This window comes from Actinoplanes sp. KI2 (assembly GCF_025630775.1).
Classification (GTDB): domain Bacteria; phylum Actinomycetota; class Actinomycetes; order Mycobacteriales; family Micromonosporaceae; genus Actinoplanes.
In genome coordinates this window covers 144,436-163,865 of sequence record NZ_JAOSZE010000024.1, presented here as the reverse complement: position 1 = coordinate 163,865, position 19,430 = coordinate 144,436, and the positions used below count along the sequence as shown (strand labels likewise).

Below are 19,430 nucleotides of genomic sequence, written 5' to 3'. Positions count from 1 at the left end.
GAAGGACCAGCGCGGCGACGCCGGCCAGCACGCTCAGGATCGCGATCGGCAGTGCCCGGCCGAGAAGCCCGTCGAAGAGGCGGCGGGCATCGGCGCGCAGGACGAAGATCCCGGCAATGCTGAGCAGGCCGGTCACCCACGCGGTGAGCCATGCCCGCTGCCGGAAGTAGGGCACCAACTCGGGCGGGGCGTCGGCGGTGAGGAAGACCGCCGCCAGGTACGCGCACACCGCGACAGCCAGCACACCGGTGAACAGCGAGGTCGGGTTGATCCAGCTGGCCAGCGGCCCACCGGGCACCCGGCCGGAGGCGATCCCGCCGGCCACCGTACCGAAGAAGAACGGTGTCACCACGGAGCTGACGGCGAACGCGGCACCGGCCACCCGCTGATATGGAATCTCCTGTAACGCCTTGCGGAACGCGAAGCCGCTCCCGCGCAGCACGATGCCCAGCGCGGCCAGGCCGAGCGGAAGGTAGAGGGTGCGCATGACGGTCGCGAACGCGGGCGGGAACGCGGTCCAGAACACGACCAGGCAGTAGATCAGCCAGGTGTGATTGGCCTCCCAAACCGGGCCCAGCGAGTGGTCGATCACGGCGCGGGGAGCGCGGCCGTGCTGCGCGCCGCCGGCGGTCAGGTCCCAGAAGCCGGCACCGAAGTCGGCGCCGCCGAAGACCGCATAGGCCAGCACACCGAGCAGCAGGGCGATCGCGACCAGCGTGCTCACGGTTGCGGTCCATACGGTACGGGGGTCGACCAGCGCCGGCGCATGATGCGAAGAACGAACACGGCGCCGGCGCCCACCGCGACATAGATGATGAGCGCGCCGCTGAAGAACGCCCACACGTTCCCGGAGGTGGTCACCGCGTCCCGGGTCAGCAGCATGCCGCGGACGGTCCATGGTTGCCGGCCCACCTCGGTCACCACCCAGCCGGCTTCCAGGCACACGACCGCCAGCACGCCGGAGACCGCCGTGGCGCGCAAGAACCAGCGGGAGCGGGGAAGGTCCCGGCGCCGCCACCACACGATCGCGAACCACACGGCGAGCGTCAGTAACACGAAGCTGATCCCGACCATGATGTCGAACGACCAGTGGACAATGGTGACAAGACGTGGTGATGGCCGCACCTCCACCGGTATCGCGTCAAGTCCACTGATCCTGGTGCCCGGCGAGAATCCCGACAGCAGCGAGGCGCCATCGGGGATCGAGATGCCGTACTTGACCTGCCCGTTCACCAACACGCCGCCGAGCGTCTCGGGCACATGGGTGGACGTGTGCGGCAACGCCTCGATCGCCGCGAACTTGTCCGGCTCGCGATGGAACACCTCGCGCGCGGCAACGTCGCCCACGAAGATCTGCAGCGGCATGACCACCGCCGCGGTGACGAACGAAATCAAAAATCCGAGCCGGTGGTACGCGTCCCGCCGGCCCCTCAGCATGCCGGTCGCGTAGACGCCGGCGACGACAAAACCGGCCACCACGTACGCGGCGAGGAACATGTGGATGGCCTCGTACCAGAATGCACCGTTGAAGAACACCCGGACGGGATCGACGTCGACGACCCTGCCGGCCGAGTCGACAGTGATCCCGGCCGGCTGGTTCATCCATCCGTTCGCAGCGACCACCGACAGCGTCCCGCCGAGGCCGGCCAGCGTGACCGGCACACCGGACCAGAAATGCGTCCACGGGCTGAGCCGGCGCCACCCGTAGATGTAGATCGCGATGAAGATCGCCTCGATGAAGAAGAAGATCCCCTCGACGCCGAACGGAAGTCCGTACGCCGCGCCGTACCGGCCCATCAGCCCCGGCCAGAGCAGCCCGAGCTCGAACGAGAGCACGGTGCCCGACACCGCACCGACCGCGAACAGCACCGCCGCCACACCCGACCACCGCTCGGCGAGAAGCAGGGCGGTGTCGTCGTGGCGGCGCAGGCCACGGTAGTTCGCCACCAGCATGAGGAACGTGAACGCGACGCCGAACGGCACCAGGATGATGTGAAAGCCGAGGGTGAACGCCATCTGCTCGCGAGCCGGCAGCAGCTGCGCGGGATCCCCGGGCTCGGCCAGGAACGCCATCAACGGCATGGTGCCCGCCTTCCCCGCTACTGCTGGGGTAAACACCAGGTAGAACAGTGTTTACGGGTGCATCAGGGTGGTGGTCGGGGGCTCGTCGCCGGCCAGGATGGACTCCAGGTGCGGCGGCAGGCCGATTATGGTCATGGTGACCTGGGACCGCGACGCGGATATCCGGGCGTCACGCAACACCGCGGCACCGGTAGTGTCGATGTTGAGCACCCGGGTCAGGTCGACGCCGAGCCGGCCTTGCTGCCCCTGTTGGCCTTGTTCGACGGCCAGCGAGATGGCCGACTGTAGCCGCCGGGACAGCCGGTCCGCGGTGTCTGCGTCGATGTCGCCGCCCACCCGGACATCGATCGATGTGTCGGTCTTCCGTAGCTGCACCTTCATGGTCTCCGGCTCAAGGTATTCGTGCACCTGGTGCCACGATGGTGGTGAATCGCTGAGCAGAGCCGTCCGCAACCACGCCAGGCCGCGGCGCAGCAACCGCGACACGTGCATCTGCGAGATGCCGAATTCGGTAGCGATCTGCGACTGGGTCCGGTTGCCGTGGAACCGCATGATGATCATGCGCTGGATCTCTGGCGGCAGTTCGCGCACCAACTCCTCCAAGGCGAGCCGATCCGCGACGCTCTCGAGCGTTGAGTCCGATTTTCCGATCAGGTCACCGAGTTCTCGGCCGTCGTCGCCCAGCTGCGTGTTCAAGGACATCGGAGTGCGCCCGGCTGCGCACATATGTGCGTTGCGTACGTCGTGCTCGTCCACCTTGAGGTGCCGGGCGATCTCGGGAGCAGTAGGCGTCCGGGACAGGGCCTGGGTCAGTTCGGCGGTGGCGTGACCCACCTCCATGGACAGGTCTTGCAGCCGCCGGTTCACGTGCACGCTCCAGGTGCGGTCCCGGAAGTGGCGCTTCACCTCGCCGTTGATGGTGACGAAGGCAAAGGCGGTGAACGAGCCGCGCTCCGGGTTGTATCGGTCGACCGCCTTCACCAGACCGAGCCGGGCCGCCTGACGAATATCGTCGAGCGGTTCGGTGCGTTCCCGGTAACGCGATGCCAGCCGATCCGCGAACGGAATCAGACGGCGGATCAAATCGTCCCGCAACAAGTATCGGTGGCTCGTATCGGAAACCATCCAGGCGATGGCGTACTCCGATGCCGCGTGGTCCAGGTCCGCTGTCTCGGAAAAGTCTTCTTCCCGACGTCCTCCGTGCATCCGAAACCCCTCGCGGTGCTGGCGGATGATGTGAGTAGTGCGGTATCACCGCCATTGTTGAATGCTGTATCGGTTTCGGACGCAGGTCACGGATCCTTGACGAGGATGGCCACCCGCCTACCGCTTGCTTCGTCGGCCATCTTCGATTCCCCCGTCCGCGAGATGCCGTACCACCCATATGACCCCGGATGGTCGTTCGAGCGCATCGGCACAACTGCCATGATCCGTCCACCGCTCGCAGATGACGCCAGACCGGCTGCCGCAAGGACTACCCGGCGGCAGCGGCGTTCTCACTTGGCAATTCTGCCAATCGACGTCGGGCGCGGATGCTGCTGGGATGGGTCGGAGGAGGAGAGCAGGATGTCACGACGCGCGCGGTTCCGGCATGTGCCGGGGCGCCTCACCACCGGGGTGTTCCTCATCAACTCAGGCCTGTCCAAGCGGCACGCCGACGACGACACCGCGGCGGCTCTGCACGGCATGGCGACCATGGCCTATCCGTTCCTTCGTTCGGTATCCCCGCAGCGATTCGTCCGCTTGCTCTGCGCCGGAGAACTGGCGCTGGGAACCGTATTGCTCGTTCCCGTCGTACCCGCCGCAGTGGTCGGCGCCGCGCTGACGGCCTTCTCCGCAGGTCTGCTCGGCCTGTACCTTCGCACCCCCGAGATGCGAGAGAAAGGCAGCCTGCGCCCGACCCAGCAGGGCTTGACCATCGCCAAAGACGTCTGGATGACCGGCATCGGTCTCACCCTGCTCATCGACGGTCTCGGCGACGACGAGTGCTGAATGCACCGGTTCCGGCGATGATGCCGATCGGCGCCGACCGCTGGACGCGACATTGGGTCCTTCGAGGGGCTCGGTGCGGAACCGGACGTCGGCATCCCCAAGCGCGTGCGACGGTTGGCAGCCCGCGGCGCAGCCGCCGGCCACCGTACGGTGCCGGGGCGCGCCGCCGACCGAGAGGGCCTCGGGCAGGTCGGCGCACGGCGCCGACCTGCCCGAGGTAGCGAACGGGGCCGTGGCCGTCCTGACGTTTCGGCGGCCGCCCGATACGAATCGTTTCGAGCGGCCGAACGCGGGAACACGCGCCGCCATGTCGTACAACGCCGTTCCCTCGGGAAAGCTCCGCCGGTCGCGTTCCTCTGCGATCTGTGTCGCCCGGTCGGCCGTTGCCGCGGCGGCCGCGGCGGCCGCGCTCGCCGGCTGCTCGTCCGGCCAGGCCGCCGAGACCGCGACCCTCAAGCCGCCCATCTCCGGGCTCAACACGCAGAGCCCGGACGGCAGTTTGCTGATCCGCAATCTGCAAGTGCTCTACGCCGGACCGGCCGGCTATCCCGCCGGCGGTACGGCGCCGCTGCAGGTCAGCTTGTTCAACGAGACCGAGCAGCCGATGACCGTGGTGATCCGCAGCGCGCCGCCGACGGTCGATGTCCCACCGCCCGGGTACGTGACGGCACAGCGGATAGCGCTCACCGGCGGGACAGCGGCCGCCTCACCCAGCGCGAACCCGGAACCGGCGCCCGGCGGCAAGAAGTCGCCGCATCCGAGCCTGTCGGCGGGCGAGGTCAACGACCCGTCCGGGGCGGCCTCGACGGCGCCGACGCCGGGCGCCTCCCTGGTGTCCGGCTCCGCCGGCCAGCCCGCGCAGATCACCATCCCGGCGCTGGGCGAAGCCTCCTTCCAGCCGACCATGGCGCAGAAGCTGCTGGCGGTCGGCCTCAGCGGCCGGTTCAGCCTCGGCAAGTCACTGAGCCTTGTGCTCGAACGCGGCGCCGGCCTCGCACCAATGAACCTGCTCGCGCCGATGGAGGTTCCGCTGTCCCCGGTCCCGGTTTCGGCCGGCGTCAGTACGGCACCCGAGAAGAACATGGGCGAGGGCCAGTAGACCAGCGCCGCTGACCTCCGGGCCATGCCCCGCCGGGGCCGGCGCGGCAGGAATGCCGCGTGTGCCCGGACTGGCGCCCGCGCCGCCGGCCTGCGCCAGGACATGGCCGCCGCCCGGCTGACCGCCCGCACCTGGACCCGCGAACACGGCGCCGGCCTGCCCGAGGTCGCGAACTGGACCTGGTCAGTCGGCGCTGCGCGGATACTCGTCGTCGTCCAGCCGGTCCGGGATGGGCGCCCGGCCCGACTCGCCGCGGGGCTTCAGTTCGGTCCGGTCCGGCCGTACGGGGACGCACCGTCGGGTGAGGGCCGCAGTCCCCGCCCCTCCGCGGAGGTCGCCTCCGGGTCACCAACCGCCGAGTCGCCGTCGCTGGGCCTCGCCCGTGCGCCGTGACCGTATTCGTCCTCGGCACCGGCATCCTCGCCGGTCAGGTCGTCGACCTGCCCATCCTGCGAGTACGACGCCATCGCCTTGGTCAACTCGGACAACGGCAGCGAGCTCTCGTCGCGCCACACGCCATCGGTCTCTTCGCTCATGGGATCCCGACTACCCACCGCGCTGCGATCTACCCCCGCCAGGCGCGCTTCCTCGATCGAGCTTCGCTGCAGACGGTGACCGGCGTTCCGGGGGAGCGCCGGGCCGGCGACGCGACGCGCTGATCACCCGGGAGGTCGACCGGCCCACCTGCGAAGCAACTCGGAAGTCCGCCGGTCTTCCAGCAGCGTCTGCACTCCGGCGACGGCAGCAGCCTGCTGCCGCGCATTCCCGGCGGTGCGCCTTAAAACCGTCGTCCCGGCTGCAGCGACGTCAGTGCCGGGAACCACATGTTTGCGGGTCGATGCGCGGGGAAGACGACCGCTTGCTCGGGGAAGGCGGTGGCCAATGGTCGAGCAGGCAGACGGGGTACGGGCGCCGGTGATCATCGGGCCGGGGACCGCGTCCGGTGGTCCGGGTCCGTTGCGCCGGCGGGTGCGTGGCTCGACGTTGGCGCCGATTCTGCGCACCACCAGCGACGGCTTCACCGCGCTCAATGACCAATTCAAAGCAATCGAGGACCGCAGCGGAGAACCGCTGACTGCGGCGCAGATCGACGCAGACCGCACCTCGCCGGACCGCTCGACCGCCGAGCCGCACGCCGGCGGGGACCCGGAACCGGCCGAGCGTCGCCGATGAGATATCCGGGCGAAGTGATGTGCGCGGACAGCGTCGGCCGCACGCTGCTGGCGGTGGCGGTTCCGCCGGCGCAGCGCCGTGGCGGCGGGCTGCTGCGTGTTCCGGTGCTCGGCCGGTTCGGTGAGCTGTCCGAGGAACGCCGCCGCCTGGCGCTTACCTCGGAGGCGGTGGCGGAAGCCGTGCCGGCGGGGCAGATCGACGACGTGGACGCGGCGGCCGTCGCCGCATGGATCGTGGAACACTACCGCCAGCGCATCTACCCGGCCGTCGCTCTCGGCTCGCCGCACGGGGCCGCGGTGCACCTTGCGGCCGGCTGCGGCGCGGCTTGGCTGCCGACGTCGTTCACGATCACCGCGCCGTGGCCCGGCGGCTCGCCGGGCAACTGGCCCGGCGCCATGGACTGGGGCAGCAAGCTGGCGGAGCGCTTGGTGGCCCGTAATCCCGACGTGACGGTACGGCAGGTGCACGACCCGGTGCTGCGTGGTCCATTGTGCGGGGCAACGGTCTCGCTGCACGTGCAGTGGCGGACCTTGCCTGTGGCCTATCGGTCGTTCCTGCGTTCCCGGCTCGCGCCGAATGGCGCCGCCGTGCTCGTCCGCGATGTGCGTACCTGGCCGGTGCTGGACGGGTCGCCGGGGCACAGCTTCCAGATCGGCACCCCGACCGGCGGCTGGAAGGCGGACTGTTACTCGACCGGCGAGGCCGGATTCCGGCGGCTGTTGTGCGCCATCGGCGTCGACGAGTGGCCGGACCCGGTCGGCACGGCGCCGCGGCGGTACGCGGAGACCAGCGGGGATCCGGCGCTGGGACCGGAGCTGTGCGAGGTCGTCGAGGTGGCCGGCGGGGTCAGTTGTCGGGTGCTCTACCGCGATTCGCAGGCGTTGAGCGCCGGCGTCGCCGACGTCCTCCGACGCTGGCTGCGCCCGAGGACCGGCGCGCAGCATTGCGTTGTCGGGACCGGTCGGATGGCCGACCCCTGGCGGATCATCGCCGGCGGGATGGTGCCCTACTGGTGCGAGTCGTCGTCGCGTTCGGCCACCCAAGCCGCCGAGTTGTGGCTGGCAGGAAGTGAGCCGTTCGAGCGGATCAGTGTCCTGCCGGAGCCACCCGGGACGCTCAACGACGATACGGCTACCTTGTCGCACTGGCGGTCGGTGGCCGGCTTCGCCCGTGGCTGCGGAAGAGTGGATAGCCTGGTCGCCCGCCGCTATCCGATGCTGCCGCCCGCTCCGGGCCACGCAAGCCGTTTCCCGGAGGACACCGTTCTGTCGCCCCCGATTCCGGTGATGCCGATGGAGCAGGCCGTGCGGCGACTGGCGGTCGCCGCAAGGTCACTGGGTCTGCTCATCGTCTGACATCGGGTCCGGGCCGTCGCCCTTCCGTGTCATCTCGGCATGTCGCCCGGGCGCGTTCAGCGGTTCTCGAGGGGCGCCGGGTGCACATCCTTCTCGGCATGGACGCCGGCGATGCCGACGTGGCCGCCCGGCTCGACCGGTCGGCAGGTCACCGCGCTTGGCTACACCGACTCGGCTCGGCGCCTGCGAGCCGCCATCCGGGTCAGCCCTTCGACATCGCCGTGCCGGAGCCGCCGCGTAGGCGCCGTCGGCGAGCCTGCAACCCGTGGCCGATTCACCGGAAACCGGAAAGAGGTACCGATGCCGGTGTGGACTGTCCCCCATGGTGCTGCTCCGCCACGGCAGCTTCCCGAGCAATCGCGAACCCGGGGGAGTAGCGCCGCTCGTTGCGGGTAGTCGGCGCGGATGAGTCCCTCCATCGGCGGCAGCACGGGAAGACAGGGATCCGGGATCAGTCAGCCACCGGTCCAACCCGAGCATGAGCTGGAGGAAGCGTTCGGCCTGCTGGTCGACGAAGGGTCCACGCGCCTGGCGCGGCCGTGGTCCAGCCTGACCGTCACCGGTCTGGTGGGTGGGATCGACATCGGCACGGGCGTGCTGGCCTATTTGATCGTGCACCGCGCCACCGGATCGACGGTGCTGGCCGGGCTCGCGTTCAGTATCGGTTTTGTCGCGCTGGTGCTGGCCCGCAGTGAGCTGTTCACCGAGAACTTCCTGGTGCCGGTCGCCGCGGTGGCCGCCCGGCACGGCTCGCTCGGCGGGCTGGCCCGGCTGTGGGCGGTGACCCTGTTGGGCAATCTGGCGGGCGGCTGGGTAGTCGCCTGGCTGATCATGCGGGCCTTCCCCGAGCTGCACCCGACCGCGGTGCGGGCCGGTGCGAATTACGCCGACCTTGGAGTCAATCTGCGTTCGTTCTGCCTCGCCGTGCTGGCCGGCATGGTGATCACGCTGATGACCCGGATGCAGCACGCGACGGAGAGCCTGGGCGTACGGCTGGTGCCCGCGCTGTTGTTCGGCGCGCTGCTGGCGGGCGGCCAGCTGTTCCACTGCGTGCTCGACTCGATCCTGATGTTCGCCGCGCTGATCGCCGGGGCGCCGTTCGGCTACCTGGACTGGCTGGGCGCGCTGGCGTTCTCGGTTGTCGGCAATGTCGTCGGCGGGGTCGGGCTGGTGGCGTGCCTGCGGTTGGTGCGGGTGCCGCACCGGATCGCGGAGGAACGCCGCCGCGCCGGCTGACGCCACCGATCCGGTGTGGTTCTCACGCCGGCCGGGAACCGGCTTCCGGCTCGGTCGGTCATCCTGCACGGCGGGATCGTCGCGCTCGAGGCCGGTGACCGGCGTGCGAGTCGATCAGACGTAGCGGCGTGCGCGGGAGGCTCGTTGAGCGGCGTCCAAGCAGGCGAGGCGGGCCTCCACCCGGGCTGGGCGCGGTCGGCGTTCAGCCACGACCCAGGGCAGGCCGCGGATCGCGTCCCAGGCGGCGAAGGCCGAGACCCGGTCGCGCGGCACACTTCGGGCGAGGAACACCGTACGCCGTAGAGCCGGCCCGATCGGGCGGCGTAACCAGGTGAACCAGAGCGTGTTGCGCAGGCCGACCCGGCGCCGTAAGGCGGCGTCTCGCGTACGGGAGGCGTGGTGGTGCACGACGGCGTCCGGCAGGTAGCACAGCTCCCACCCGGCAGTGAGCAGGTCCGTGGCGAGCAGTTCCTCCTCGCCGCCGAGCCACAGCCGCTTGCTGAACCCGCCGGCCCGCAGGAACGCCGAGCATCGCACCATCGACGCGCCGGCCAGGAAGCTACCCAGCGCGGGACCCGGCAGCCAGTCCGGCCGGGGCACCGAGGAGTCGCGCAGTTCGGCCACGATCGGGTCGTCCTGGCCGCCGGGCTCGACCATGATGCGGGCGTTCACCACGGCCAAGCGTGGGCAGGCGTCGAGCGCCCGCGCGGCCATGGCGAGGCTGTCCGGCTCCCACCAGGTGTCGTCGTCGCAGAACGCGACGTAGGGCGTCCGTAGCCGGCCGACGCCGATGTTGCGGCCGACCGCACCCAGGTTGTTCGCCAGCGCTACCACGTCAACCTGCGGGAACAGCTTCCGTACGGCGTCCGCGGTGCCGTCGGTCGAACCGTTGTCGACCAGCACGACCGGCGGCTGCTCGGGCAACGCGAGCAGCCGTTTCACGGCCGTCAGCGCCTCGTCGCGCCGCTGGTGCGTGATCACGACGACCCCGACACTCGCCATGCCGGGCGCATTCCCCGGCCATCGCCGGCGAAACCGAGACGGCGAGGCTGGCGCCGGTACGGTGTGGACGTCCCGGCGCCCGGCGGCACCCAGCACGAAGCCACCCGGATATTGGGCGGTTGGCTGCGCGAGGTCGTGGACGCGAACCGGACCAGCTTCCTGACCTTCGCCCCGGACGAGCTGACCAGCAACCGGCTGCAGGACATCCTCGACGTGACCGACCGCGACTGGCAGGCCGAGATCGGACCGTACGACGAAAAGGCCGGCCCCCGCGGCCGCGTCATCGAGGTGCTGTCCGAGCACATTTGCGCCCGGGCCACTCCGGCATGAAGGGCGGTTGGCCGGGTACCGAGTTCGGTCAGCACAGCAACTTCGGCGAGCATGTCGACGAGCGTTTCTTTCCGGTTGGAGGAGGGGATCATGGCGACTACGCAGGCTCTTTCCGAACTGGTCGACGAGCTTTATGCCGGGCAGGAGCGGATCGACCGGGACGAGATCCATCGCCGGGCGGTCGCCGCGGAGTTGCCCTCCGGCGACATGGCCGTGCTCGACCGGCTGCCCGAGGGTGAGTACGCCGAGGACGAGTTGAACGAGGCGATCGCCCTGATCGCCGAGCCCGGCGCCTCCCCGCTGAGCGTCGACGAGGAACCCACCGACTGACGCGCCCGCTCCGTCCCTTGGGTGCCTTGTCCCTGATCAGAGCAATGCCGTGCGCTGCGGAGGTGGCGGTGACCGCCGGCGTTTCCCGCGCGGCTCATTCGGCGACGGACTTCCGTTCGCGGTCAGCGGCGGGCGAACCTCAGGGGCAGGCTCTCCGGCCCGTAGAGCGCGGTCGGTGGCCGCCATGGCACGGTGCCGGTGATCGAGGGCGGCCCCAGCCGGTCGGTCAGCGCGATGAGTGATTCGGCGATCTCGGCGCGGGCGGTCGCGGCCCCGACGCAGAAGTGCGGGCCACCGCCGAAGGTCAGGTGCGGTGTCTCCCGCGGGACGGTGATGTCGAAACGGTCGCCGTCGCTGAGGACGCGAGGGTCGCGGCTGGTCGCCTGCGTCCCGAGCATCACGAAGGTTCCGGTGGGGATGTGGACGCCTTGCACGTCGAGGTCCTCGACGGCGAATCGGAAGTTGGTGGGTACCGACGGAGCCCAGCGCATGACCTCCTCCACCGCCTGCGGCACGAGTTCCGGACGGGTGCCGAGCAGCCGCCACTGATCGGGATGGGCGGCGAACGTCGAAAGGGTCAGGCCGAGCTGGTTGCGTGTGGTGTCGTGCCCGGCGAACACGAGGGTCACCGCGAGGTTGCGCAGATCTTCCGTACTCAGGTGGTCTCCGCTTTCCTCGGCGGCGATGAGAGCCGACAGCAGATCCTCGCGCGGATCGACACGGCGTTGCTCGATCAGCGAGTCCACATACGCGTGCAGCCCCACCACGGCCTCCTCGACCCGAGCGCGCACCTGCGGCAGGTGGAAGCTGAACACCAGCCCGACATCGGTGGACCAGCGCCGGAACAGGTCGTAGTCCGCTGCCGGGACGCCGAGCAGCGCGGACATCACCCGTACCGGCATCGGGTCGGCGAAATCCGCCATGAATTCGCACTCGTCGCGCTCGGCGAGCGCCCCGGTCAGTTCAGTGGCGACGTCGCGCATGAAGGGGCGCAGGCCTTCGATCATGCGCGGCGCGAACGCCTTGCTGACCAGCCGACGCAGCCGCAGGTGGTCCGCTCCGCGCCGGTGCAGGATCATCGGTACGAACCAGTCGTACAGCGGCCCGTCAGAGATGCCCATGAGCTGGAGGTAGCGTTCGCCGCTCTGCGCCAGCCGTGGGTCGCGCAGCAGTTGCTGCATCTCGGCGTACCGCAGCACGATGAGGCCCATCGGCGTCATGGCGCACCAGCCGGCTTCGCGTGCGGCGGCGACCACCGGCGAGTCGAAGCGGAAGTCGGGGGCCGTGATGTCGAGAAACGGCAGGTCCACGGCTGGCGTCGTCATCCGCACTCCTGATTGCTGATCGAGATGCATGGATTTATGCCCTCGCCACGGTAACCGCAGCGGAGTCACGGCAACACTCGCAGTGATATATGTCCCTCGACCCGTCGGCCTCGACGCGGGGGAGGGGCGCAGGAGTCGGTGCGGGACACGTGGCGTCGTCGAACGCGCGTACATGGATCATCTTGATCGTCGCTCGGCTGTCAGTCTGACTCGTCCATCTACCTAGGATCTGGAAGTTTGCTGATAGATATAGATACTTGTCAGTCTGTTGACCCTGCTTCGGGCGTAGCTGTAGGTTCGCCATCACCCCAGAAGAACGCGCGTTCATGCGCCGCCGGGGCGAGGAGAAGCCATGAAGCGTCCTCAGTGGGTCAGGGCGGTCGCGGTGACGCTCGGGGCGACGGCGGGCCTGGCGGTCGCGGCCGTCGACTCGGCGCGCCCGGCCGCCGCGTCCGACAACGGGCTGTCGATCCGGCCCGCGATGGGGTGGAGCAGCTGGAGCTTCGTCCGGCGTTCCCCGACGGCGGCCGTCATCGAGGCCCAGGCCGACGCGCTCAGGAGCAGCGGGCTCGCCGCGCACGGCTTCGTGTACGTGAACCTCGACGACTTCTGGATGAAGTGCGACAGCAACGGCCCGGTCGTGGACGGCAACGGCCGCTGGGTCGTGGACACCGCGAAATTCCCGGGCGGCATGAAGACGCTCGCCGACCACGTGCACAACGATGGCCTGAAATTCGGCCTCTACGTCACGCCCGGCATCGCCCAGAACGCGGTCACCCGGAACACGCCGATCGCCGGCACATCGCACCACGCCGCCGACATTGCCGACACCTCCGTCAGCGAGAAGAACTACAACTGCAAGCACATGTACGGCATTGACTACGGCAGGGCGGGCGCCCAGGAGTTCGTCAACTCGTGGGCCGCTCAGTTCGCCTCCTGGGGCGTCGACTACCTGAAGATCGACGGTGTCGGCAGCCAGGACATCCCGGACGTGCAGGCGTGGGCGACCGCGCTGCGAGCCACCGGCCGGCCGATCAACTACGCGCTGTCCAACAACCTCGCCATCGCCGACGCGGCCACCTGGCGGCAGTCCGCGAACAGTTGGCGCACCCAGGGCGACGTCGAGTGCTACTGCGGCCCCGGGCCCAACGGCAGCGGTTACCCGATCACCGACTGGCCGCACGTCGTCGCGCGGTTCGCATCGGCCGCGTCCTGGCAGCCGTGGGCCGGCCCGGGCGGCTGGAACGACCTGGACTCCCTCGAGATCGGCAACGGCGACCAGATCGGGCTCACCGCCGACCAGCGCCGCAGCCAGTTCACCCTCTGGGCGATGGCCGCCTCGCCGCTCCTGCTCGGCGCCGATCTGACCCATCTCGACAGCACCGACAAGGCGATGCTCACCAACGACCGGCTGATCGCCGTCGACCAGGACGGCGTGGCCGCCAAGCGCATCGTCAACAGCGGCACCAAGCAGGTGTTCGCCAAGCGCGAGGCCGACGGCTCGTACGCCGTGGCCCTTTTCAATACGGCTACGAGCGGTTCTGCCACGGTGAGCGTGAACTGGTCGCAGGTGGGCTTCGCCGGCTCCGCGACCGTCACCGATCTCTGGTCCGGATCGAGCCAGGGCACGGTCACCGGCTCGTACAGCGCCACACTGCGGCCCGGCGAGACCCGGCTGATCCGCGCGGTGCCTTCGAACCCTGGCGCGGTCACCGTCGAGGCCGAGGCGACCGGCAACACGCTGGCCGGCGCGGTCACCGTCGCCGCCTGCGCGACCTGCTCCGGCGGGGCGAAGGTGCGGTTCATCGGCAACGGCGCCGCCAACTACGAGACCGTCAAGAACGTGACGGTCGCCGCCGCCGGCAACCACGAGCTCACCATCACCTACGAGGTGGACGGCACCCGGACGTTCTCGGTCAGCGTCAACGGTGGCGGCGCCATCGAGGTGCCGGTGAGCGGCGCCAGTTGGTCAACGCCGGCGAGCGTCACCGTGACCGTGGCATTCGCCGCCGGCGCCAACACCCTGACCTTCGCCAATCCCTCGGCGTACGCGCCGGATCTGGACCGCATCTCGGTCAGCTGATTCCTCCTGGAAGGACGGCAGGATGCCGCTTGCGCCGGTAGGCGGGAAGGGCAGCCGGCCCTTCCCGCCGGGACGAATGTCTTCTCAGCCGGTCGGTGTCGATGTCAGGTCGTTCGTGATGAGAACCCGGTCGAGCCTGGCCCCGTCCTCGCGATAGGCGTAGGTGATCGTGTGGGCGCCGGCTGCGAGGTCCGGCAGCAGCACCGCATCGCCCCGGGTGTCGTCGGTGACGGCCGCCCAGTGCCAGGAGCTGCCGGTGGGGATGTCGTTCCAGTCGGTCCAGGGCTCGTTGTCGACGCGAACCCAGAACGAGTCGTCATCGTCGGTCGGTGCGATGACCCGGCCCCAGAGCTTGTAGGTCCCGGCGGCGCTGACGGTGAACGGGACGACCGTCGATCCGTTCGACGGCGCCGACGGTTTGCTGTTGTTACCGGCGGCGACCGTGACGTCCTGGCCGCCCGAGGCGCTCGAGTCGGTCTCGACCTGCATCGGCGCGGTCACGGTGCCGCTCTCGGCCTCGGCGGTGACCGTCACCGTGGTCGGCGGCGTGCCGCACGACGTGGTCGAGCTCGACGAGTCGACCTTCACCGCGGCGCCGGTGGTGGTCTTGGCGTTGGTGACGCAGTAGCCGGTGACCGACTGGAAGCCCATGTCGTACGGGCTGTTGCTGCCGCGTTCCACGGTGAACCCGTCGAACCTGAGGTTGTTGCCGGCGTTGGCGATCACCGCGGGCCGGCCGTCGTTCGAGGCGAACTCGACCGAGCTGCCGGTGAAGGTGACGTTTTCGGCGTTGTGGATGTACCAGCCGTACGCCGGGCGGGTGCCGATGCTCTTGGGGTTGTAATCGGTGGCGTTGTTGCTCGGCACCGACGTCGACATGGTGCCGTTGCCGCCGGGCACGGTGATGTGCACGTTGGTGAAGGTCACGCCGCTGATCCGGTTGCCGCCGGACTCGCCCCACAGGGTCGGGCTGAAGGAGGGGCTGTTGCCGGTGGCGGTGATGTCGTCGTACGTGATGTTGCTGATGTGCCCGACGCCGGGACTGTTGCCGCAGCGTTTCCGGGTGCCGATCTTCTGCATGATCGGCGAATGCACGCCGGTCATGGTGATGTCGCGGTAGTGCACGTCGCTGATGTTCGCACCGTCCATCGAGACCATACCCAGGCCGGACTTGTCGGCGCCGGTGATGGTGATGTGCTGGAAGGTGTAGTCGCTGAAGTCGCCGCACGTCTCCGAGCCGAACATCAGCGCGTTGCAGCACTGCGCGGACAGGTGCGAGCCGGTGACGGTGACGTGCCCGTTGGGCAGCTTCGCGCCGAGCGCGTAGTCGCTCTTGAAGACGAGCGCGTCGTCGTTGGCGCTGATGTCGGCGTTGGTGACGGTGACGTTGGACGCGCTGATGACGTTCCAGCCGTCCCGGTCGCTCGCGGTGTCGATCCGCAGGTGGTCGGACGTGATGTTGTTGCAGTTGTTGGTGAGGACCGCGAAGTGGCCGCCGCGGCGGAACCGGACGCCGTCGAGCGTTAGCCCGTTGCACCGGGTCAGCGAGAGGATCTTGTCAGCCTCGCCGCTGTCGGGGTTTCCGGTGATGAGGTGACCGCCGCCGTCGATCGTGCCGGACCCGACGAACCCGATGCCGGTCAGCCGGTCGCCGTAGAACATCGCGTCGTGGAAGTGGCTGTGGCCGTAGTCCTGGTACCGGTCGTACGGGTTGGACTCGGCGGCGTCGTAGCCGGCGCCGGACGCGCCGGTGATCGTGGCGCCGGAGTCCAGTTGGAAGATGACGTTGCTCTTCAGGTGGATCGTCCTGGCCGACTTGTACGTGCCGGACGGCACCCGGACGGTGCCGCCGCCGGCGGCTGCGGCCGCGTCGACGGCCCTCTGGATCGCCCCGCTGTCGTTGCCGGTGCCGTTTCCGGTGGCCCCGTAGTCCCGGATGTTGAAGGTGCCGGCCGCCCACGCGCCGTTCGCGGCGACGAGCGAGGCACCGATTGCCAGCGCCGAGACGGCGGCCAGCAGCCCGAGGGTTCGCCTTCTTCTGGACATGTCCTTCCTTCCCGAGCGAGGACGGTCGCAGACATCCGATCTATCTGCCAATTACGACGGTACACATCATGATGTATCGATGGAATACTCCGGCATAGATCCTATGTCTGCGCGAAGAGAGGAGTTACCGATGACGCGACGAATGGGAGCCGCGCTCGCGGCCGGCGCTCTGCTGGCCGCTCTGGTGGCCGCAGTGCCGGCGCCGGTGGCGGCCGCCGGCCCGCGGCGTACGGCGCCGGTCGACTGGTCGGTGGAGATGGTCCGATCCACGATGGAACGATTCACGCCCAAGACCATCGGTGGCTGGAGCTACCCGGTCGCGCTCTACCTGCTCGGCCAGTACGAGGTGTACCAGCGCACCGGCGACCGTACGTACCTGGCGTTCGTCAAGAGCTGGGTGGACCGGTTCGTCGACAGCAAGGGTGTCATCAAGCAGAGCTTCAACAACTTGGACAGCATGCTGGCCGGACGGCTGCTGCTGGTGATGTATCGCGAAACAGGGCAGGCGAAGTACCGTACCGCCGCCACGAAGATCCGCCATCGGCTCGACACCTATCCGCGGACCAGCGACGGCGGCTTCTGGCATGCCACATCGGACAGCCGCGCGTGGCAGCTGTGGTCCGACGGCACGTTCATGCTGCTGCCGTTCCTGGCTGAATACGGCCGGACGGTCGGGGACAGCACGTACGCCTGGGACGAGGCGACCAAGCAGCTGGTCATCTACGCCGGTCATCTGCAGCAGCCGAATGGGCTGCTGAAGCACGCGTACGACGAGAAGCGCGCGCAGAGCTGGGCCGACCCGGCGACCGGACTGGCGCCCGAGTTCTGGTGCCGCGCGATCGGCTGGTTCGGCCTGGCCGCCGAGCAGGTCCTCGACGCGATCCCGGCCGATCACCCGCGCCGCGCCGCCGTCGTCGGCATCCTGCAGAACCTGGTGCGTGGCGAGGCCGCCGATCAGGATCCGAAGACCGGGCGGTGGTTCCAGGTGGTCGACAAGGGTGGCCGCGCGGACAACTGGACCGAGACGTCCTGCTCGAGCATGTTCACGTACACCATCGAGGTCGCGGTCGCCCGGGGCTATGTGGCCGCCGGGTACCGGACGAGTGCCGACCGTGGGTATCGGGGCGTCCTCGACGAGTTGTCGCTCGGTGCGGACGGGCGTACCGACCTCGCGAACATCTCGGTGGGGACCAACGTCGGGTCGTACGGCTACTACGTCGGCCGCACCAGGGCGACCAACGACTTCCACGGCCTGGGCGCCTTCCTTCTCATGAATGAGGAGCACGGCTCCGTACCTCGAAAACAATTGCCTGTGCCGGGTCGAGAAACGGCGCGGTGAGCCCGGCCGTCGCCAGCACCCGGCCGGTGACCTCGACCGGCTCGGCCAGCCACGGTGCCCGCCGAGCCAGGTCGGGTCGCGGCAACGCCAGCTCCGGGCAGGGCGCGACGGTGTACGCGGTGTCCGGGTCGAGACCGGGCAGCCGCAGGCGCGGTGGCGCCGCCGCCACGCTGACCCCCAGCTGGGCGAGGGAGAAGACGCCGTGCCGCCGGTCGGGTGCCACGACGCCGTGCAGCCACGCCTGCGGATCGGGGTGGTCGGCGGTGACCCGGCGCCCGGTATGCATGAGCGGTCGCAGGCGTTTGTACAGCGATATCCACGCGGCCAGGTCGGTCATCTCGGCCGGCGAGCAGGTGGTGATGTCCCACTCGATCCCCGCGTGCGCGAACAATGCGGTGGCGAGCCGGAACGGCAGGTCGGCGGTGCGGCCGGTGACATGGGCGCGGGCGGCGCCGACGTGGCTGCCGATCAGTTCCGGCGGCAGCAGCAGTCCGGTCCATCGCTGGATCTCCTGGCGCTGCAGTGGATCGTTGGTGTCCGACGTCCACACCCGGTCGGTACGGTCGAGAATGCCGTAGTCGACGCGGCCGCCGCCGCCGGCGCACGACTCGATCTCCAGCGACGGGTGCCGGGCTCGAAGGTCGTCCAGCAGCCGGTACACGGCCAGGGTCTGCTCGTGCACACCCGCGTGCCCGTCGTGGACCGCCTCCAGCAGGTCCCGGTTGTGGTCCCACTTCAGATAGTCCAGGCCGTACTCGTCGACGAGCCGGTCGAGATGGTCCAGCAGGTATCCGTACACCTCCGGCTGCGCGAGGTCCAGCACCAGCTGGTTGCGTTGCAGCGCCGGCCGCCGGCCGGGAGCGGCCAGGATCCAGTCGGGATGGGCCCGGGCCAGGTCGGAGTCCGGGCTGACCATCTCCGGCTCGACCCACAACCCCATGGCCAGGCCGAGATCACGCACCTGCTTGACCAACGGCCGCAGACCGTCCGGCCAGATGTCGCGATCGACGGTCCAGTCGCCCAGCCCTCTCGTGTCGTCACGCCGGCCCCGGAACCAGCCGTCGTCGAGGACGAACAGCTCGGCCCCGATGGACCCGGCCCGCTCCGCGAGCTCGCCCAACTTGGTCAGGTCGTGGTCGAAGTAGACCGCTTCCCAGGTGTTGAGGATGACGCGCCGGGGCGTACGGGGATGGACGTCACGGGCCCGCAGCCGCTCGTGCAGGCGCGCCGCGAGCCCGTCGAGGCCCTCGTCCGACCAGGCGAAGTACACCCAGGGGCTGCGGTACTCCGCGCCCGGTCGCAGCCGTACCTCCCCGGGGCCGAGGAGCTCCCCGCCGGCCAGGACCGGCGCGTGCTCGGGCAGGTTCTCCAACCAGTGCGCGTGGTCACCGCTCCAGCCGGTGTGCACGGCCCACACCTCACCGCGGCCGAACCCGAACCCGGCGGTGCCGGCGACCAGCAGCCCGGTGGCGTCATGACCCGTCTTGCCACGTCGCGACTCGCGCAGGGTGAGCCCGTCGCGCAACGGCCCGCGCTGGGGGCTGCGCTCCCCGGCCCACCGACCGGTGAAATCGAGCACCTCGGTGACCGGGCCGTCGACCGGCAGCTGGCAGGAGACGGCGTCCACGGTGTACATGTCGGCGCCCTCGTTGCGGACCCGGGTCGCCATCCGCACGACGCCGGAGGGCTCCATGACGATGTCGACGGTCACCGCTATCTCGGCGGCCGGGTCGCCGGCCTGGATCCGCGCCGTGCCGCCGATCAGCGACACCTCGCCGACCTCGAGGCGCGGGTGCGGCCAGCCGCCGTCCCGGTGCCCCGCCAGGGCGGGGCGGCCGTGCCACCCTTGCGCCTGGGCCGGCAGCACCGTGCAGGTGACGCGCGAGTCGAGGGACGGCGCGACCGCCTCGCTCAGGCCGATCGGCGGGCCCGGATCGGCGCCCCAATGAACGACCCGCGGCAGTGCCGGCCCCTCGGCGTCCAGGATCAGCGCGCATCCCGCAGCGGACAGGACGAGCATCCGGGGCGCATCGGCCAT

At 69.7% G+C, this 19,430-nt stretch carries 17 protein-coding genes; 9 read left to right on the top strand and 8 right to left on the bottom strand.

The annotated features are described in order from the left end of the window. The 3 genes from ODJ79_RS25585 to ODJ79_RS25575 form a co-directional block, all read right to left on the bottom strand. A partial coding sequence (locus ODJ79_RS25585) for a cytochrome d ubiquinol oxidase subunit II (protein ID WP_263026114.1) occupies window positions 1-724 on the bottom strand: 724 nt, incomplete at its 3' end. Continuing rightward, complete coding sequence (locus ODJ79_RS25580; protein ID WP_263026113.1) at window positions 721-2,082, bottom strand: cytochrome ubiquinol oxidase subunit I; 1,362 nt, start codon at window positions 2,080-2,082, stop codon at window positions 721-723. The genes ODJ79_RS25580 and ODJ79_RS25585, both read right to left, overlap by 4 nt. Before the next feature lie 51 nt (window positions 2,083-2,133). Continuing rightward, the gene (locus ODJ79_RS25575; RefSeq protein ID WP_263026112.1) at window positions 2,134-3,288 is read right to left on the bottom strand and encodes a sigma-70 family RNA polymerase sigma factor; all 1,155 of its coding nucleotides are present in this window, start codon (window positions 3,286-3,288) and stop codon (window positions 2,134-2,136) included. A 360-nt stretch (window positions 3,289-3,648) separates the two neighbouring features. Between ODJ79_RS25575 and ODJ79_RS25570 the strand changes: the two genes are divergently transcribed. Both ODJ79_RS25570 and ODJ79_RS25565 read left to right on the top strand, forming a co-directional pair. After that, window positions 3,649-4,074, top strand: coding sequence for a hypothetical protein (locus ODJ79_RS25570; protein WP_263026111.1), 426 nt, complete (start codon window positions 3,649-3,651; stop codon window positions 4,072-4,074). 307 nt (window positions 4,075-4,381) lie between these two features. Then, window positions 4,382-5,173 carry a hypothetical protein gene (locus ODJ79_RS25565; protein WP_263026110.1) on the top strand — a complete coding sequence of 264 codons (792 nt, stop codon included), beginning with the start codon at window positions 4,382-4,384 and terminating at the stop codon, window positions 5,171-5,173. Between the two features lie 260 nt (window positions 5,174-5,433). Here ODJ79_RS25565 and ODJ79_RS25560 read toward each other — a convergent pair whose 3' ends face one another. After that, window positions 5,434-5,709: a hypothetical protein gene (locus ODJ79_RS25560; RefSeq protein ID WP_263026109.1), complete on the bottom strand. Its 276-nt coding sequence runs from the start codon at window positions 5,707-5,709 to the stop codon at window positions 5,434-5,436. Window positions 5,710-6,055: 346 nt separating this feature from the next. On the opposite strand from ODJ79_RS25560, the gene ODJ79_RS25555 reads away from it, so the two are divergent. From ODJ79_RS25555 to ODJ79_RS25545, 3 genes are all read left to right on the top strand, one after another. Beyond that, entirely contained in the window at window positions 6,056-6,346 is a 291-nt protein-coding gene (locus tag ODJ79_RS25555) for a hypothetical protein (protein ID WP_263026108.1), read from the top strand. Then, entirely contained in the window at window positions 6,343-7,701 is a 1,359-nt protein-coding gene (locus ODJ79_RS25550; protein WP_263026107.1) for a hypothetical protein, read from the top strand. The genes ODJ79_RS25555 and ODJ79_RS25550 overlap by 4 nt, the downstream gene beginning before the upstream one ends. Before the next feature lie 405 nt (window positions 7,702-8,106). Then, window positions 8,107-8,937 carry a formate/nitrite transporter family protein gene (locus ODJ79_RS25545; protein ID WP_263026106.1) on the top strand — a complete coding sequence of 277 codons (831 nt, stop codon included), beginning with the start codon at window positions 8,107-8,109 and terminating at the stop codon, window positions 8,935-8,937. A 114-nt stretch (window positions 8,938-9,051) separates the two neighbouring features. Here ODJ79_RS25545 and ODJ79_RS25540 read toward each other — a convergent pair whose 3' ends face one another. Continuing rightward, a complete protein-coding gene (locus ODJ79_RS25540; RefSeq protein ID WP_263026105.1) occupies window positions 9,052-9,939 on the bottom strand; it encodes a glycosyltransferase family 2 protein in 888 nt (295 codons plus the stop codon). A gap of 63 nt (window positions 9,940-10,002) precedes the next feature. On the opposite strand from ODJ79_RS25540, the gene ODJ79_RS25535 reads away from it, so the two are divergent. Then, entirely contained in the window at window positions 10,003-10,269 is a 267-nt protein-coding gene (locus ODJ79_RS25535; RefSeq protein ID WP_263026104.1) for a hypothetical protein, read from the top strand. Between the two features lie 90 nt (window positions 10,270-10,359). Continuing rightward, entirely contained in the window at window positions 10,360-10,599 is a 240-nt protein-coding gene (locus ODJ79_RS25530; RefSeq protein ID WP_317620698.1) for a hypothetical protein, read from the top strand. A gap of 122 nt (window positions 10,600-10,721) precedes the next feature. Here ODJ79_RS25530 and ODJ79_RS25525 read toward each other — a convergent pair whose 3' ends face one another. Continuing rightward, window positions 10,722-11,924 (bottom strand): cytochrome P450, encoded by a 1,203-nt coding sequence (locus ODJ79_RS25525; RefSeq protein ID WP_263026102.1) that lies wholly within the window; start codon window positions 11,922-11,924, stop codon window positions 10,722-10,724. Window positions 11,925-12,276: 352 nt separating this feature from the next. On the opposite strand from ODJ79_RS25525, the gene ODJ79_RS25520 reads away from it, so the two are divergent. Next, complete coding sequence (locus ODJ79_RS25520) at window positions 12,277-14,007, top strand: alpha-galactosidase D (protein WP_263026101.1); 1,731 nt, start codon at window positions 12,277-12,279, stop codon at window positions 14,005-14,007. 84 nt (window positions 14,008-14,091) lie between these two features. Here the strand turns inward: ODJ79_RS25520 and ODJ79_RS25515 are convergent, their stop codons facing one another. Next, the gene (locus tag ODJ79_RS25515) at window positions 14,092-16,053 is read right to left on the bottom strand and encodes a glycosyl hydrolase family 28 protein (protein WP_263026100.1); all 1,962 of its coding nucleotides are present in this window, start codon (window positions 16,051-16,053) and stop codon (window positions 14,092-14,094) included. Between the two features lie 130 nt (window positions 16,054-16,183). On the opposite strand from ODJ79_RS25515, the gene ODJ79_RS25510 reads away from it, so the two are divergent. Then, window positions 16,184-17,392, top strand: coding sequence for a glycoside hydrolase family 105 protein (locus ODJ79_RS25510; protein WP_263026099.1), 1,209 nt, complete (start codon window positions 16,184-16,186; stop codon window positions 17,390-17,392). Here ODJ79_RS25510 and ODJ79_RS25505 read toward each other — a convergent pair. Next, window positions 17,322-19,430 carry an alpha-galactosidase gene (locus ODJ79_RS25505; RefSeq protein WP_263026098.1) on the bottom strand — a complete coding sequence of 703 codons (2,109 nt, stop codon included), beginning with the start codon at window positions 19,428-19,430 and terminating at the stop codon, window positions 17,322-17,324. The genes ODJ79_RS25510 and ODJ79_RS25505 overlap by 71 nt on opposite strands.

Bases quoted from the DNA above. Each gene is read 5' to 3' on its own strand.
- ODJ79_RS25580 (WP_263026113.1), bottom strand. From the start codon at position 2,082: ATGCCGTTGATGGCGTTCCTGGCCGAGCCCGGGGATCCCGCGCAGCTG.
- ODJ79_RS25575 (WP_263026112.1), bottom strand. From the start codon at position 3,288: ATGCACGGAGGACGTCGGGAAGAAGACTTTTCCGAGACAGCGGACCTG.
- ODJ79_RS25570 (WP_263026111.1), top strand. From the start codon at position 3,649: ATGTCACGACGCGCGCGGTTCCGGCATGTGCCGGGGCGCCTCACCACC.
- ODJ79_RS25565 (WP_263026110.1), top strand. From the start codon at position 4,382: ATGTCGTACAACGCCGTTCCCTCGGGAAAGCTCCGCCGGTCGCGTTCC.
- ODJ79_RS25560 (WP_263026109.1), bottom strand. From the start codon at position 5,709: ATGAGCGAAGAGACCGATGGCGTGTGGCGCGACGAGAGCTCGCTGCCG.
- ODJ79_RS25555 (WP_263026108.1), top strand. From the start codon at position 6,056: ATGGTCGAGCAGGCAGACGGGGTACGGGCGCCGGTGATCATCGGGCCG.
- ODJ79_RS25550 (WP_263026107.1), top strand. From the start codon at position 6,343: ATGAGATATCCGGGCGAAGTGATGTGCGCGGACAGCGTCGGCCGCACG.
- ODJ79_RS25545 (WP_263026106.1), top strand. From the start codon at position 8,107: ATGAGTCCCTCCATCGGCGGCAGCACGGGAAGACAGGGATCCGGGATC.
- ODJ79_RS25540 (WP_263026105.1), bottom strand. From the start codon at position 9,939: ATGGCGAGTGTCGGGGTCGTCGTGATCACGCACCAGCGGCGCGACGAG.
- ODJ79_RS25530 (WP_317620698.1), top strand. From the start codon at position 10,360: ATGGCGACTACGCAGGCTCTTTCCGAACTGGTCGACGAGCTTTATGCC.
- ODJ79_RS25525 (WP_263026102.1), bottom strand. From the start codon at position 11,924: ATGACGACGCCAGCCGTGGACCTGCCGTTTCTCGACATCACGGCCCCC.
- ODJ79_RS25520 (WP_263026101.1), top strand. From the start codon at position 12,277: ATGAAGCGTCCTCAGTGGGTCAGGGCGGTCGCGGTGACGCTCGGGGCG.
- ODJ79_RS25515 (WP_263026100.1), bottom strand. From the start codon at position 16,053: ATGTCCAGAAGAAGGCGAACCCTCGGGCTGCTGGCCGCCGTCTCGGCG.
- ODJ79_RS25510 (WP_263026099.1), top strand. From the start codon at position 16,184: ATGACGCGACGAATGGGAGCCGCGCTCGCGGCCGGCGCTCTGCTGGCC.
- ODJ79_RS25505 (WP_263026098.1), bottom strand. From the start codon at position 19,430: ATGGCCGATGCGCCCCGGATGCTCGTCCTGTCCGCTGCGGGATGCGCG.